Below are 14,691 nucleotides of genomic sequence, written 5' to 3'. Positions count from 1 at the left end.
GCCGACATCAGTGCAGCGCCACCAGGTGGCCGTCGGTGCGGAGCTGGAACGTGTTGGCCCCGGCGCTCCAGCGCGGGCCGTCGAAGTGGAGGAAGCAGCGCTCGTCGAGCGCGACGCAGGTGGCCGGCGCGAACCGCCGGGCGAACACCGTGATGCGCCCCGGATCCTGCAAATTGAGCCGCCGGCGCGCGTGCGGCAGCGGGACCACGCCCGGGAACAGCCCGAGCCCGCCCTCGAGGACCTCGGCGTTGCCGCGGCCCTGCGGGGGGCTGTCGTGGAACAGCACGATCCGGCTGGCGACCACCATCGCCCCGGCCGACCAGGCGATGATCGGCAGGTCGGCGAGCCGCGGCCCGAGGTCGAACAGCCGCAGCCGGTTATAGAGGACGGCGACGTGCCCGCCGGCGATCGCCACGCCCGCGCAGGTGGCCAGGATCGCCTCGATCTCCTTCAGTTGCTTCACCACCGCCGGCCGCTCGAGCGGCTTCACTTTGCGGTCGAAGTCCTTCTGGATGTGGTGGGTCTTGACCACGTGGTGGGCGTCGAGCAGGCGGATCGCCTGGACCGCCTCTTCCAGCTCCGACTCGATCAGGTCGCGCGGCGCCTGGGCCTGCTGCACGCGCCGCGCCGCCTTGAGGTGGCTGGCCAACCTCAGGCGGTAGAGGTCCTGCAACTGCCGCAGCCGGTCCTGCTTGGCCCGGTGGGCCGCGAACAGCTCCGGGTCCTCGCGGAAGGCCGTCTCGGCGCGCGCGTGCAGCATCAGGTTGACGGCCCGGTTGCCGAGCGCGGCGCACAGCTCCTGGTCCTCGGCCTCGCGCTCCTGCCAGCCCGCGGTGACGGCGGCGATCCGGCCGTCGATGCCGAGCATGTCGGCGGCCTTGTCGACGATGGGGTGCAGGCGCTGGGGACCGAGGAGCACACCACGCGTCATGGAGTTGTTCTCCTGCGTACGGCCGTGGTAAGGCCCGTCAGGGACCCCTTCGCGTCGACCCGTCCGACGCAATCGGCGGCCCGGAGGGGTACAATCTCGTCATGCATGTCCTGTTCGTCGCCCCGCACTTTCCCTCTTACCAGAGGCATTTTGTCCGCGCCATGCATTCGGTCGGCGCCCGCGTGACCGGGATCGGCGAAGCGCATCCGTCGCAGCTCGACGACGAACTCAAGAGCTGGCTGCACGGCTACGAGCAGGTCCCCTCGGTCGTCGACGAGGGCGCCCTCTACGACGCGGTGCGTCGATGTCAGCGACGCGAGTGGGTCGACCGCCTCGAGTGCACGATCGAGGCCCACATCATCACCACCGCCAAGGTGCGCGAGGCCACGCGGATCCCCGGGCCCTCGGTGCAGTCGGCGATGCTGTGCCGCGACAAGCCGATGATGAAGGAGTTCTTGCGCAAGCACGACATCCCGTGCGCGCAGTCGACCGGCGTCGACTCGCTCGAGGAGGGCGTCGCCTTCGCCCGCCGGGTCGGGTTCCCGCTGATCGTCAAGCCGCGGGCCGGCGCCGGGGCGTCGGGCACCACCCGCGTCGATGGCGAGGAGCAGCTCGTGCAGACCCTCCGCGAGATGAACGTCGGCCGCGGCGCCTCGGTCGCGCTCGAGGAGTTCATCGAGGGCCACGAGGGCTTCTACGACACGCTCTCGATCAACGGCCGCCCGGTGTTCGAGTTCGTCTCGCACTACTACCCGAACGTCCTCGACGCGATGCGCAACCGCTGGATCACGCCCTACATCGTGTCCACCAACCGCATCGACGCCTCCGGCTACGACGAGCTCAAGGCGATGGGTCGCAAGGTGATCGAGGTGATGGAGCTCGGCACCACCGCGACGCACATGGAGTGGTTCTACGGGGCCAAGGGGCTCAAGTTCTCGGAGATCGGCTCGCGCCCGCCGGGCGTCGGTCAGTGGGACGTCTACGCCGACGGCAACGACATCGACATCTATCGCGAGTGGGCCAACGCGGTCGTGCACGGGCGCGTCGAGCGGCGGCCGTCGCGGCGGTTCGCCAGCGGCATCATCGCGCTGCGGCCCGACCGCGACGGGCGGATCCGCGGCTACGAGGGCATCGAGGAGGTCCAGCGCCGCTTCGGCCAGTACATCTGCCGGGCCCACCTGCCGCCCGCCGGCTGGCCGACCCAGCCGATCGAGGCCGGCTACATGGCCAACGCGTGGCTGCAGATGCGTCACCCCGACTACGACTCGATGCGCGAGATCTTCGAGATCATCGGGCGCACGGTGAAGGTCCGCGCCGGCTGAGGAGCGACGAGTCCATGAAGGTTCTCTTCATCTCCCCCCACTATCCCGAAGAGATGCAGGACTTCACCCGCGGCCTCGCCGAGGTCGGGGCGCAGGTCTACGGCGTCGGCGAGATGCCGAAGGCCGGCCTGCCGGCGAAGGTCCAGCGGCACCTCCGCGACTACCTGCAGATCCCCAGCCTGTTCGACGAGGACTCGGCCGTGCGCCACATCGTCCAGGCCGCCCGGCGGATCCGCCCCGACCGCGTCGAGTGTCTGTGGGAGCCGTGCGTCGTGCTCGCGGCGCGCGTGCGCCAGGAGCTCGGCATGCCGGGCATGACCCCCGAGGTCGCCATCGGCTTCCGCGACAAGCCGATCATGAAGCAGCGCCTGTTCGACGCCGACCTCCGCGTGCCGCGGTTCGCCCGCGTCCGCACCGCGCGCGAGGCGTTCGAGGCCGCCTACGCGATCGGCTACCCGGTGTGCGTCAAGCCGGTCGCCGGCGCCGGCTCGGCCGACACCTACCGCGTCGGCGACGACGCCGAGCTGCGCGCGGTCCTCGGCGCCGTCGAGCGCCACCCCGAGATCAACCTCGAGGAGTTCATCGAGGGCGAGGAGTTCACCTACGACACCGTCTGCATCGACGGCGAGCCGGTGTTCGAGAGCGTCGCCCAGTACTTCCCGAAGCCGCTCGACGGCCGCGCCAACGAGTGGATCACGCCGGCGCAGGTGGTCTTCCGCGACCCGTACCAGCCGGCGCTGATGCCCGGCATCGAGCTCGGGCGCAAGGTGATCAAGGCGCTCGGCATGACCACCGGCTTCACCCACATGGAGTGGTACAAGAAGCCCAACGGCGAGGCCGTGTTCGGCGAGATCGCCGCCCGCTCGCCCGGCGGCAAGCTCGTCGACCAGATGAACTTCGCCAACGACTTCGACGTGTACCGCGAGACCGCCCGCGCGATCTGCTGGAAGAGCTTCGAGGCCAAGCCGCAGCGCCGCTACCACGTCGCCGCGCTGTTCAAGCGCGCCATGGGCCAGGGCAAGATCCGCCGCATCGAGGGCCTCGAGGACATCAAGCAGCGCCTCGGGCCCAGCCTGGTCGTCACCGACCTGCTGCCGATCGGCCACCCGCGCCGCGACTGGAAGCAGACCCTGCTGTCCGACGGCTACATGATCCTGCGCCACCCGGACTTCCGCACCTGCATGGACATGATGCGCTTCGCCATCGCCACGCTGCGGATCCACGCGGGCTGAGGCCGTCTGACACGAAAGGACATGCTCCGCGGAGCATGTCCTTTTTCACAGGCGTGAAAGGGCATGCCCCGGAGGACATGCCCTTTCGACCCGGCTCAGTCGGCCTTGACGCCGGCGGCCGCGTCGCGGGCGCGGTCGCGGACCCACTTCGAGATCGCCCGCAGCGGCTCGGCCCTGTCGCCGAGCGGCGCGGCGATCGCGTCGCACTCGCCGACGAGTTGGTCGACGCGGGTCAGGGCCTGCGCGCGCAGGGCCTTCTGGTCGTCGTCGAGGACGTCGTCGGCGTGCTGGAACGCGATCCCGAACTTGAGGCCCCACGTCTCGAGCGCGCGCACGGTGTCGGGGTCGGAGCCGGCGTAGAGGGCCCCGAGCGCCCCGCCGGCGGCGTAGAGGGCCCCGGTCTTGAGCGCGTGGACCTGCTCGAGCACGCCGAGGTCGTGGACGTCTTGCCCGAGGGCCAGGTCGAGCGCCTGGCCGCCGACCATGCCGTCGACGCCGGAGTGGTGGGCGAGCACGCGGACCGCGGCGACCAGGTTGGCCGGCGGCACCTTGTCGGCCCCGCGCATCAACGCGGCGAACGCCTGGGTGAGCAGCGCGTCGCCGATGAGGATCCCCCCGGCGTGGCCGAACGCGACGTGCACCGTCGGCTGGCCGCGGCGCTCGAGGTCGTTGTCCATCGCCGGCAGGTCGTCGTGCACGAGCGAGTAGGCGTGGACCATCTCGAGCGCGCAGCAGGCCGGGAGCGCGGCCTCGGCGGTCCCGCCCGCGGCCTCGCAGGCGGCGATGATCACCAGCGGTCGCATGCGCTTGCCGCCCTGCAGCACCGCGTAGCGCATGCCCTCCTTGAGGCGTCCGGGGTCGGCGGTGCCGGCCTCGGGCAGGGCGCGGATCAGGGCCTCGTCGACCAGCCGGCGGCGCTCGCCGAGGTAAGCGTTGAGTTCAAAAGTTCTCGTCATCGTCGTCACTCTCTTCTGCCTCGCCGGCCCCCGGGAACGGCACCACCTCGTCGCGGCCCTCGAGCAGGACCTCGACCCGTTGTTCGACCGCGTCGAGGAGGGTCGTGCCGCGTCGCGCGAGTCGCACGCCGTCCTCGAAGCGCTGCAGGGCCGTCTCGAGCGGGAGGTCACCGGCCTCGAGCTCGGCGACCACGCGCTCGAGGCTGGCGAGCACCTGATCGATGGCCGGGCCCTCGCGCGCCGGCTCCGCCGCCGGGTCGGCGGGTTTCCCGGCTACGGGGCGTTTGGATGGGTTTGGTTTGCCCGGGGACGCCATTTGGCCGCGGAGTATAAGGGCCGGAGATCCGGCCTCGCAACGCTTGCCGCGGCGGCTTTGCCGCGATAGCTTTCCTGCCGATGCACGACCGTCGGCAATCCACGGTGCCCGACATCGAGAGCTTGATGGGGCAGTTCCACGCCTACCTCAGCAAGAAGCAGCTCAAGTCGACCCGTCAGCGCGACCTCATCGCGCAGAAGTTCTTCGCCGCTCACGGTCACGTCAGCATCGAGGAGCTGCTCAACCTCAGTCGCGCCGAGAACCCGCGGATCGGCTACGCCACTGTCTACCGCACGTTGAAGCTGCTCGCCGAGTGCGGCCTCGCGGCCCAGCGCCGCTTCGGCGACGGCCAGACGATGTACGAGACCGCCGGCGACACCGAGCACCACGACCACCTGATCTGCATCGAGTGCCAGCACGTGCTCGAGTTCCAGAACGACGACATCGAGCACGAGCAGGAGCGGGTGGCCCGGAGCTTCGGGTTCAGCCTGGTCCGCCATCGGCTCGAGCTCTACGGCCTTTGCCCCAGAGCGCGTGGGATCAAGGGCGGCTGGTGCCCGAACGAGGAGCAGCGCAAGCTCAGCGACTGACGTACGCTGGTTGTGCTCCGCGTCACCATGCCCGAAGCCGATCTCCAGGTCCTGCTGCAGCAGCTCGCCGCGCTGGCCGCCGTCGCCCTCGCGGCCGGCTGGCTCACCGCGCGGTGGCTGATCCGGCGCAAGGCCGAGTGCGGCGGCTCCTGTGCCCGCTGCGAGGGCGCCGGCGCGTGCGAGAAGGCCGCCGGAGCAGTCTCGCCCGGGCCCGCGACGCCCGCCGGCCCGCCCCGCGGCGTGCGTTCTCCCGCCCTGCGCGTCATGCAGTCGGGCCCCGGATCGGCGACGCCCGCGGGAAATCTGCCCGGCCCTCCCGCCGTCTGACGCCGCTACCGGTCGCACTCGTCTGCAGCTGTTTCGCCGCAGCCTTCCCGCGGCATCATCGGAGCCTCTCATGCGTAAAGCCTCGCTGTCCCCCCTCCTGCTCTCCCTCGCCCTCGCCCTCGGCGGCTGCGCCGGCGGTTATTCCGGCAAGTTCAAGGGCAACGGCACCAACGCCGGCGGCGGGCAGGTGCCCGCCTCGCAGGTCCAGACCATCGCCTCCCAGGCGGCCCTCGGCGACACCGCCCACACCGTGCTCGGCACCGCCATCGGCAAGGCCCCCACCGCGCAGGAGGCCGTCGACCTGGCCAAGCAGCACTGCGGCATGCACGGCGGCAACCTGTTGATCCTCAACACCGAGCCCTATCTCTCGGGCAAGCGCTACATCGCCGACGCCGCCTGCGCCACCGACGGCACGGCCCCCGCCGCCGCCAACAAGGCCGGCAAGGGCAAGCCGGCCCGCTGAGCGGCCCGCGCCCCTGAGCGCCCGCCGACGCCTCGGCGGGCGCGCTGTCTTTCGGGACCTGTCCCGACGGACCTGCTCCGGGGCACCTGTCCCGGCGAACCTGTCCCCGGCGACCTGCCCTAGAGGTCCTGGTCGAACGAGCCGGACTGGCTGGCCCGCTCGTTCAGCAGCCGCTCGCGCCGCAGGCTCTCGTTGGCCTCGTCCTCGCGGCGGGCGTGCTCCATCAGCAAGTAGGTCACCGACAGCGGCTCGAGCGAGAGGTCGCCGAGCTCCCGCGGCTCGAGGGTGAAGAACTCGAACTGCCCGCTCTCCCAGGCCAGCAGGTCGAACACCCGGTCGATCGCCGAGGCCGCGTAGCCGAGGTTCTTGACGTCGCGCAGCACGCCCTGCACCAGCCGCAGGACCGCGCTGTCCTGGCCGCTCTCGAGCCGCAGGTCGCCGGTCTTCTTCTCGGCCTCGAGGAACGACAGCACGCTGCCGAGGCGGACGTGCTGCAGGTCGCCGCGCAGGCCGCGGTTCTCGGCCGCGCCGAGCCCCGCGCGGCGGGCCACCACGCCTTGCAGGCGGGCGACGATCTCGTCCGGCGACAGGTCCTTCGGCAGGTAGTCGTCGACCCCCATGCGATAGCCCTGGAGCCGCGACATGTCGTCGGACAGCGCGGTCAGGAACACGATCGGCAGGTGGGCGAGCTTCTTGCGGCCGCGGGCCATCCGCAGCAGCGTCCAGCCGTCCATCTCGGGCATCTCGACGTCGGTCAGCAGCAGGTCGGGCTCGCTCTTGAGCGCGGCGGAGATCGCCATCAGCCCGTTGTCGGCGGTGGTGATGTTCAACCCGCGGGCCCGCAGCGCGGCAGCCATCTCCGCGCGCACGCTGGCCGAGTCGTCGACCAGCAGCACGTTGAGCGGGCGCGCCGGCGGCGGCTCCGCCTGAGGGGACGTCGACGCGTCGAGCACCGAGTTCACGCACAGGCCGAAGATGCGCTCCTGCTCGGCCGTGAAGGCGGCCAGCTTGATGAGCGTGCCCTTGCCGCCGTCGGCCCCGAGATCGAACGCGCTCCCGCTGAGGTACAAAATGGCGCGGTTCGGCAGGCTGAGCTTGACCCGAACCGGCTGATTCGCCTCGAGGCTGCGCACGCCCGGGAGCATCAGAAACCCGCGTCGCAGGTTGTCTGTGTACTCCACGAGGAAGTCGTCGTAGGATTCGAAGCGCACGCCGAACGTGGCGATCTTCGCAGGCTTCGGCGCGTCAGCCATTCCCGTCGCGACATCCTACGGGTTTTCCCCGCGAGGATCCAACGACAGTCTTCACCGGCCCCCACGGCACTCACTCGAGATAGTATCTGCAAGTGAACATTTCGCGCAGCGCCCCGAGGCACGCCAGGTCGGCCATGAGCGCGTCCGCGGCGCTCAGCTCGCTCGGCGCCTTTGCGCTCGTCCTGGCCTCGATGTTCGTGGTGCCGTTCGCGCTGTGGTGCAACTTTTCGCTCGCGCGCACCGCCCAGCTCGACGCTCGTGTCGGCGCCGCGTGGCTGTGGCTGCTCGCCTTCATCGTCACGCTGGGCCTCCCCGTCGCCCTCGCCGTGTGGAAGTACGGCGCCGACAGCCGCCGGCTGTCCGCGGCGATGATGTGGCTGCCGCTGCTGTGGAACCTGGGCGCGATCCTCCTCTGCACTCAGGTGATCCCGGGCCTCCTCGTCGAGTCGCTGCGCGCGCAGGGCGACCTCGCCGGCAAGCGCTTCGGCGACAGCCACAAGGTCGCGCGGATCCTCAGTGCGGTCGGCAACGGCCTCGCAGATCGCCTCGCCCCGCCAGTCCCCGCCCCTCCGCGCGCCGGCGCGCGTCCCGGCGAGATCGCCGCCGTCCCGACCCCCGTCGTCGCGAAGGCGGGCGCAGCGCCCAACGACGCGATCGCCGTGCCGTTCTCCGCCGCCGGCAACGCGATCCTCATGAACGTCGAGCTCGAGGGCCCCGCGGGTCGACTCTCGCTGCCCTACCTGTTCGACACCGGCGCGTCGTTCACCACCGTGCACACCGAGACCGCCGCGAAGCTCGGCCTCACCGTCCCCGACGACGCGCCGACGCTGCAGTTCAACACCGCCAGCGGCCCGCGCGAGAGCCGGATGGTCTACCTGCCGAAGCTGCGCCTCGGCGGCATCGAGCTCGAGGGCCTGCTCGTCTCGGTGTGTGACGGCTGCGCCAACGACCGCTCGCAGGGCCTGCTCGGCCTCAACGTCATGCGCGAGTTCCTGGTCGAGATGGACTACCAGGCCGAGCGCATGAAGCTGCTCCCGCGCCCGCACGACGGCCGGGCCAACCGCGCCTACGACATCTACCCCGCGGTGCAGATCGAGGTCGAGGGCTCGCCGGAGATCTGGCTCGGACGGATCCGCTGGGTGCTCCTGGTCAAGAACCGCAGCACCGTGGCGATCGAGAACGTCGTCCCCGAGGTGCACTTCTCCGACGGCCAGCGCATGGTCGGCGCCGCGATCGCCCGCATCGAGCCGGGCGGCTCCGGCCGCTCGCTGGTCGAGGGCAAGACCTTCGCCGAGGACCACGAGAAGCTCGGCTTCACCCTCGCCCTCGCCGAGGCCTACTGGTGATCGCCATGCTCGACGATGCCGCCGCCGCGCCGGCCTTCGAGTGGTCGTACGTCGTCCTCGCCGTCCTGATCCCGGCCGCGATCCTCGTCTACATGCTCGGCATGTCCCGCGCCAAGCGCATCGGCAGCGCGCGCAACCTCGAGCCCAAGGGCCGGCGCATGCCCAAGGGATCGCTCAAGAGCGATCCACAATTCGCGGGCTTCGTCGGGCGCGCCCTCCAGCGCGGCGTCCTCACCCCGATCGCCGGCGCCGAGGCCCAGCCGATCATGATCCGCGGCGTCATCACCTCCGCCGACGGCAACCTCGGCGGCGCCCCCGGTCGCGAGTGCGTGTGGCGCAACCGCAGCGGCGCCCCGCGCGACGCCGCCGTCGCCGCCGAGCTCGTCGTCGTCGCCGACAGCACCGGCCGCCTCACCCTCGAGAACCTCGACCACGCCGAGGTCATCGCCCCCGAGGAGAAAGCCGGACCGCGCGTCGCCAGCTACGGGCTCTACATCGGCGACGAAATCGAAGTCATCGGTCGGTTCAAACCCGAGCGCTTCGGGACCGACCCCGACCCCACGCGGCTCGTCTACGGCTCGATGGGCGGCGACGGCAACCTCTACGTGCGCGTCCACAGCCGCCCGATCGCGCCCGCCGCAGCAGAAACTGCCGTCCGCGCCGGCGCCGAGGCGTTATCCTCCCCTCCCTCCCCCGCACAGGCCCCGCCGGAGTCCACCGAATGAAGCGAATCCTCGTCTGCCTCACCGCGTTCAGCCTGATCGGCGCCTGCAAGAAGGGCGCGGACACCACTCAGCCGACCGACGGCACCCCGCCCAGCGACAGCGGCACCGACACCCAGCCGCCCGTCGCCACCACCGAGCCCGACCCGCCCGCCATCGCCGAGGCGCGGAGCAAGTACATCGCCGGCCAGTACAGCCAGGTCATCGAGAGTCTGAAGCCCCTCGTCGACGACCTCAAGTCGAAGCAGAAGGCGCGCGCCTCGGGCCTCGGCGCCGCGTGGTTGGCGCTCGCGCTCGCCGAGGATGTCATCGAGAACGCCAAGGAGCCCGCCGACCACGCCCAGGCGATGGCCGACCAGACCGGCGACCCCGAGGTGAAGATCGCCGCCAAGCTGGCCCAGGGGACCTACAAGCTCAAGACCGAGGACTTCGCGGGCGCCGCCGCCGACTTCGAGGAGGCCTACAACCTGCAGAAGGACGGCCCCAACGCCGGCCTCGCCCTCGTCATGTACGGCAACACCAAGATCAACCTCGCCTTCGGCGGCGAGGACAACGCGATCGTCAACCCGGGCGAGCTCGACTCCGCCGCCTCGACCTTCGTCAAGGCCCAGCGCCTGGTCGAGAAGCAGCCCGGCAACGAACTCATCGGCGCCCGCGCGCTCGAGGGCCAGGCCGCCGTCGTCCGCTACAAGGACAAGAAGAACACCCCCGAGGCGTGCCGCCTGATCGGCGAGGCCACCAAGATCTACACCAGCAAGGGCGCCGGCCAGCCCTTGATCGACGCGGCCAACGCGCTCCAGGACGAAGCCAACTGCGGCCCCGCCCCGGCTGCTGCGCCCTGAGCTCGCGGCTCGCCACTCGAAACGCCGGCCGTGGCGCCGCGGACACGCGGTTCTGCGGCCGTCGCCGCAAAGTCACCAGCGGTGTCGTGAGCGCGGGGCTTCTCGCCGCCCCGCGCTTCTGCGACAACCTTTCCGCCATGGATCCCGCAGCGGGTCAAGATCCGTACTTCAACCACTGGGCCGACGCGGCCGCCGCCAAGACGCTCGCCGCTCACCCCGACAAGTCGGTCGTCACCGTCGCCGCCGGCATCACGCCCTCGGGCGTCGTGCACGTCGGCAACTTCCGCGAGGTCATCACCGTCGACCTCGTCGCCCGCGCCCTGCGTGACCGCGGCGCCGAGGTCCGGTTCATCTACTCGTGGGACGACTTCGACGTCCTGCGCAAGGTGCCCGCCGACATGCCGCAGCGGGACATGCTGACCGCGAACCTGCGCCGCAGCATCAGCGCCGTGCCCGACCCGTACGGCGAGCACGACAGCTACGCCGGTCACAACATCGCCGCCTTCGAGAGCAGCCTCGCGCCGCTGGGGATCCAGCCCGAGTTCATCCGCCAGTCGCAGCGCTACCGCGCCGGCGCCTACGCCGAGGGCATCCACCTCGCGCTCAAGCACGCCGCCGACATCCGCGCGATCCTCAACAGCGTCCGCGACAAGAACACCGCCAACACCCGCCTCGAGGACGACTGGCTGCCGCTGTCCGGCTTCTGCGACAACTGCGGCCGCGACACCCTCGCCTTCCACGTCGCCGGCGAGTGGACCGTCCACTACGACTGCAGCGCTTGCAAGCACGCCGCCGACGTCGACCTGCGCGAGGGCGGCAACCTCAAGCTGCCGTGGCGCATCGACTGGCCGATGCGCTGGGCCCACGAGCGCGTCTGCTTCGAGCCCGGCGGCAAGGACCACAGCACCGCCGGCGGCAGCTTCGACACCGCCAAGGACATCGTCCGCGTCGTCTACGGCTGGAAGGCCCCCGAGTACGTCGGCTACGACTTCGTGCGGATCAAGGGCCGCGCCGGCAAGATCTCCAGCAGCAAGGGCGACGTCGTCACCGTCGCCGACTGCCTCGAGATCTACGAGCCCGAGGTGCTGCGCTGGCTGTTCGTCTCGTTCCGCCCGAACACCGAGTTCCAGATCAGCTTCGACCTCGACGTCATCACCCTCTACGAGAGCTACGACCGCACGCGCCGGATCGCCTACGGCGTCGAGCCGGCCAAGGACGCCCAGGCCAGGCTCGTCGCCCAGCGCACCATGCAGCTGGCGAGCGTCGACCACCGCCGGATCGGCGAGGGCGACGTCATGCCGTTCGTGCCCGGCTTCCGCCACCTCAGCATGACGCTGCAGATCTTCGAGGGCGACCTCGACAAGACCGTCGCCTACTACGAGGAGGCCGGCCAGGTGAAGGGCGACGAGTCGCGCCGGCTCACCCGCCAGCGCGCCCGCTGCGTGTGGAACTGGATCTCCGAGTGGGGCCCCGACGAGTTCCGCTACAAGCTGCGCCGCGAGCCCAAGCAGCGCGAGCTGTCCGGCGACGAGGCCACCTGCCTCGGCCGCCTCGTCGCCGCCCTCCGCGGCCGCGACGAAGTCCGCGAGGACGACCTCGTGCCGACCATGAAGTCGCTGTGCCAGGGCACCAGCCTCGACAACAAGACTTTTCTCCCGGTCGTCTACGACCTCCTCATCGGCCGCGACAAGGGCCCCAAGCTCACCACCCTGATCACCGCCATCGGCCCCGCCCGCGCCCTCGCCCTGCTCGCTCCGAGCCTGCCCGCAGGGGCATGACCTGAGCGACAGGTCACCAAAGACATGGCCCCGAGGACCTGTCCTCGGGGCTATTCGCGTCCAGCGAGCCGGGTCCACGCCGAACCCACGCCAGCCGCACCGCGTTGAGCGCCAGCCACCGCAGCGCCAGCGGCCGCACCAGCTCGTCCGGCACTCGGTCGCTCGTGCATACCCGAGCATACCGCCGCCGCTGCGGCCTGGGCGTTCGTTCACTCGCGCGTCACGGCTTCGCCCCGGCGATCACCGCGGCCTCGACCGCCCGCAACCACTCCACGCACGCCGCCACGTCCGCGGCCGCCAGCCCGCGCACCCACGCCACGTGGTCGACGTACGGCTCGTCGGCCGCGATCGCCAGCGGGCACGCCAGCTCGGGCGCCGTCAACCTCGGCACCGCCTCGCCGCGCTCCTTTAAAAAAGCCGCCAGCCGCTTCTCGCGCTCGGCGACGCACAGCGAGAGCGTAGCGATCGCCGCCGACATGACCTCTCGGACATCTTCGCGCGACCCCGGCACCCGCGCCAGCCGCACCTGCCGGTACCAGGCCAACAGCGCGTGCAGCTGGGCGATGTAGCGGATCTGCCGGCCCGCGCGCGGTTCGGCGGCGTCGAGCTGATCGGCCGCGAACGGCTGGTCGACCGCGCGCGGCGGCTGCACCACCAACCTGTCCTCCGGGACATCCTTGCGCACGACCTGCCCGGCCCCGGTCACCGCGCCGAACCCGACCTGTCGCGGCCCGACCATCCCGCCCGCGCCGCCGAGGAAGATCCGCCGCTCGCGCAGCAGCACCCCGCGCGGCACGTCGCCGACCAGCGACGCCGTCGCCTTGTCCCCGCGCGCCCCCCACGGCGTGAAGTTGAAGTGAATGAACCCGCTGCCGACCTCCGAGTGGTCCTCGCGCGACGTCCCGCCGGCGAGCAGCGCGTCGCAGAAATTGATCAGCGACCCGAGCGTCCCGAAGCAGAGGACGATCGTGTGCTTGAGCCCGACCGCGTGGGCCGTGCTCGCCTCCTCCTCGAGCAGGGTCCCCTCGCGCAGGTGCGCCGCCGAACCCGCCGAGGCGCCGCGCAGCAGCACCGCGCCGCACGCGTAGCCGCCGTCGATGCGGGCCTTCTCGCCGAGCACGCAATCCACGGCCACCACCGGCCCCTCGCGGCCGAGTTCGGCGCCCGGCCCGAGAAAAGTGCGCGGGCCCTGCAGCCGCGTCCCTGGGTGGAGCACCACCCCTGCGTGGATTCGCTCGACGCGCACTTCGGGCGCCACGTAGGTCTGGCGTGGATCGATGATCTGGACCCCACGCTGCGCCAGCGCCGAAAGCCGCGCCTCGATCGCTGCGACGTCCGTCATGCCGGCCGCTATACCACGCGCCGCGAGCGCAGAGATCGGGTACGCTTCGGAGGCGATGAACGCGGGACCTGGCCTTTCGGAACAGGAGCTGCGCGAGGCGGCAGCGGAGGCGGGAATCTCGCCGGAGGAGCTCCGCCGGGCGCTGGTCGAGCGCAACAGCCCCCAGGCCAACGGCAAGGCCCTGGTGCGGCGGCCCGAGAGCGCCGCGATGGCCCAGTACAGCGCCGAGACGCGGCTCGAGCTCCCCCCGGAGCAAGCCCTCGACCTCGTCCGCCGCTCCCTCGCCAAGCAGGTCGGCAACACCGGCCACCGCCAGGGCCCGAGCCGCGCCGACATCGTCGACGACAGCGCCGGTGTCGTCTACAAGATCAGCGCCGAGAACGACGGCCAGGGCGGCGCCCTCGTCAAGGTCGACGTCGACGCCGGCGCCGGCCGCAGCAACCTCGCCCTCGGCGGCTTCATCCTCGGCGGCTTCTCGCTCGGCATCACCGCCTTCGGCGCCCTGCTCGCCCCGCTCATCATGTGGGCCGGCATCACGCTCGGCGTCGTCGGAGCCACCGCCCTGTTCTTCGCCGCCGCCCGCCTCAGCCAGGGTCGCCGGCGCGCCGAGCTGATCGTCGCCCAGGCCCTCGTCGAGGCCGAAGAGGCCCCTGCCCCCGCCGGCCCCCCGCGCGCCCTCCGCCCCGGTTGAGCGATCGGGGTTGACCGCGGACCGCTCGCGCGGCCATCGTCAGGCGCATGGCGAACGACGCGCCCGAGGGCGAGCGCCCCAAGGCGCCGCATTACATCACCGCCGACGGCATGAAGAAGCTCCGCGACGAGCTCGACCACCTGTGGAAGGTCGAGCGCCCGCGGGTCACCAGCGAGGTCTCGGCCGCGGCTGCCCTCGGGGACAGGTCGGAGAACGCCGAGTACATCTACGGCAAGCGCCGCCTGCGGGAGATCGATCGGCGCCTCGAGTTCCTGGCCAAGCGCATCGAGTCGCTGACCGTGTTCCACCCGCCGGCGCGCGCCCCCGAGAAGGTCACCTTCGGCACCTGGGTCACGCTCGAGGACGAGGACGGCAACACCGTCCGCTACCAGCTCGTCGGCCCCGACGAGTTCGACGTCGAGGCCGGCAAGATCAGCGTCGCCTCTCCGGTCGCTCGCGCCCTCCTCGGCAAGGAGGTCGACGACGAGGCCACCGTCCAGCGCCCGCGCGGCAGCGTCACTTTCACGATCACCGCCATCTCTTACCAGCCGCCCCGACCCTGACCCGTCACGCGTGAAAT

At 71.2% G+C, this 14,691-nt stretch carries 16 protein-coding genes; 11 read left to right on the top strand and 5 right to left on the bottom strand.

Annotated features, from left to right (window positions below):
- Window positions 1-7: 7 nt before the first annotated feature.
- On the bottom strand, window positions 8-931 hold the full coding sequence (locus K7C98_RS40830) for a Type 1 glutamine amidotransferase-like domain-containing protein (protein ID WP_224197354.1): 924 nt from the start codon (window positions 929-931) through the stop codon (window positions 8-10).
- Window positions 932-1,092: 161 nt separating this feature from the next.
- Here K7C98_RS40830 and K7C98_RS40825 point away from each other — a divergent pair, with 161 nt between their 5' ends.
- The gene (locus K7C98_RS40825) at window positions 1,093-2,253 is read left to right on the top strand and encodes an ATP-grasp domain-containing protein (protein ID WP_224197353.1); all 1,161 of its coding nucleotides are present in this window, start codon (window positions 1,093-1,095) and stop codon (window positions 2,251-2,253) included.
- Window positions 2,254-2,267: 14 nt separating this feature from the next.
- Entirely contained in the window at window positions 2,268-3,485 is a 1,218-nt protein-coding gene (locus tag K7C98_RS40820; RefSeq protein ID WP_224197352.1) for an ATP-grasp domain-containing protein, read from the top strand.
- 95 nt (window positions 3,486-3,580) lie between these two features.
- Here K7C98_RS40820 and K7C98_RS40815 read toward each other — a convergent pair whose 3' ends face one another.
- Both K7C98_RS40815 and xseB read right to left on the bottom strand, forming a co-directional pair.
- On the bottom strand, window positions 3,581-4,441 hold the full coding sequence (locus K7C98_RS40815; RefSeq protein ID WP_224197351.1) for a polyprenyl synthetase family protein: 861 nt from the start codon (window positions 4,439-4,441) through the stop codon (window positions 3,581-3,583).
- Complete coding sequence (gene xseB / locus K7C98_RS40810; protein WP_263430256.1) at window positions 4,425-4,757, bottom strand: exodeoxyribonuclease VII small subunit; 333 nt, start codon at window positions 4,755-4,757, stop codon at window positions 4,425-4,427. Before xseB ends, K7C98_RS40815 begins: the two co-directional genes overlap by 17 nt.
- Window positions 4,758-4,837: 80 nt before the next feature.
- Here xseB and K7C98_RS40805 point away from each other — a divergent pair, with 80 nt between their 5' ends.
- From K7C98_RS40805 to K7C98_RS40795, 3 genes are all read left to right on the top strand, one after another.
- Complete coding sequence (locus tag K7C98_RS40805) at window positions 4,838-5,347, top strand: Fur family transcriptional regulator (RefSeq protein ID WP_224197350.1); 510 nt, start codon at window positions 4,838-4,840, stop codon at window positions 5,345-5,347.
- A gap of 27 nt (window positions 5,348-5,374) precedes the next feature.
- Complete coding sequence (locus K7C98_RS40800; RefSeq protein WP_224197349.1) at window positions 5,375-5,674, top strand: hypothetical protein; 300 nt, start codon at window positions 5,375-5,377, stop codon at window positions 5,672-5,674.
- Between the two features lie 70 nt (window positions 5,675-5,744).
- Complete coding sequence (locus K7C98_RS40795; RefSeq protein ID WP_224197348.1) at window positions 5,745-6,137, top strand: hypothetical protein; 393 nt, start codon at window positions 5,745-5,747, stop codon at window positions 6,135-6,137.
- Between the two features lie 119 nt (window positions 6,138-6,256).
- Here the strand turns inward: K7C98_RS40795 and K7C98_RS40790 are convergent, their stop codons facing one another.
- Window positions 6,257-7,390, bottom strand: coding sequence for a response regulator (locus K7C98_RS40790; protein WP_224197347.1), 1,134 nt, complete (start codon window positions 7,388-7,390; stop codon window positions 6,257-6,259).
- Between the two features lie 134 nt (window positions 7,391-7,524).
- Between K7C98_RS40790 and K7C98_RS40785 the strand changes: the two genes are divergently transcribed.
- The 4 genes from K7C98_RS40785 to lysS all read left to right on the top strand — a co-directional run bounded on the left by K7C98_RS40785 (window position 7,525) and on the right by lysS (window position 12,078).
- Window positions 7,525-8,736 carry a retropepsin-like aspartic protease family protein gene (locus tag K7C98_RS40785; protein WP_224197346.1) on the top strand — a complete coding sequence of 404 codons (1,212 nt, stop codon included), beginning with the start codon at window positions 7,525-7,527 and terminating at the stop codon, window positions 8,734-8,736.
- Window positions 8,737-8,741: 5 nt separating this feature from the next.
- Window positions 8,742-9,461: a hypothetical protein gene (locus K7C98_RS40780; protein ID WP_224197345.1), complete on the top strand. Its 720-nt coding sequence runs from the start codon at window positions 8,742-8,744 to the stop codon at window positions 9,459-9,461.
- A complete protein-coding gene (locus K7C98_RS40775) occupies window positions 9,458-10,300 on the top strand; it encodes a hypothetical protein (RefSeq protein ID WP_224197344.1) in 843 nt (280 codons plus the stop codon). The genes K7C98_RS40780 and K7C98_RS40775 overlap by 4 nt, the downstream gene beginning before the upstream one ends.
- A gap of 137 nt (window positions 10,301-10,437) precedes the next feature.
- Entirely contained in the window at window positions 10,438-12,078 is a 1,641-nt protein-coding gene (gene lysS / locus K7C98_RS40770; RefSeq protein WP_224197343.1) for a lysine--tRNA ligase, read from the top strand.
- Between the two features lie 220 nt (window positions 12,079-12,298).
- Here the strand turns inward: lysS and K7C98_RS40765 are convergent, their stop codons facing one another.
- Window positions 12,299-13,420 (bottom strand): UDP-N-acetylglucosamine pyrophosphorylase, encoded by a 1,122-nt coding sequence (locus tag K7C98_RS40765; RefSeq protein ID WP_224197342.1) that lies wholly within the window; start codon window positions 13,418-13,420, stop codon window positions 12,299-12,301.
- A gap of 55 nt (window positions 13,421-13,475) precedes the next feature.
- On the opposite strand from K7C98_RS40765, the gene K7C98_RS40760 reads away from it, so the two are divergent.
- Window positions 13,476-14,111, top strand: a complete 636-nt coding sequence (locus K7C98_RS40760; RefSeq protein ID WP_224197341.1) for a hypothetical protein — start codon at window positions 13,476-13,478, stop codon at window positions 14,109-14,111.
- Window positions 14,112-14,158: 47 nt separating this feature from the next.
- Window positions 14,159-14,674, top strand: a complete 516-nt coding sequence (greB, locus tag K7C98_RS40755) for a transcription elongation factor GreB (RefSeq protein ID WP_224197340.1) — start codon at window positions 14,159-14,161, stop codon at window positions 14,672-14,674.
- The last annotated feature ends 17 nt before the right edge of the window (window positions 14,675-14,691 follow it).

The sequence above is a fragment of the Nannocystis pusilla genome, assembly GCF_020073745.1.
Taxonomy (GTDB): domain Bacteria; phylum Myxococcota_A; class Polyangia; order Nannocystales; family Nannocystaceae; genus Nannocystis; species Nannocystis radixulma.
Note: the sequence above shows the minus strand (reverse complement) of the source record. Positions and strands in the feature narration are given on the sequence as shown.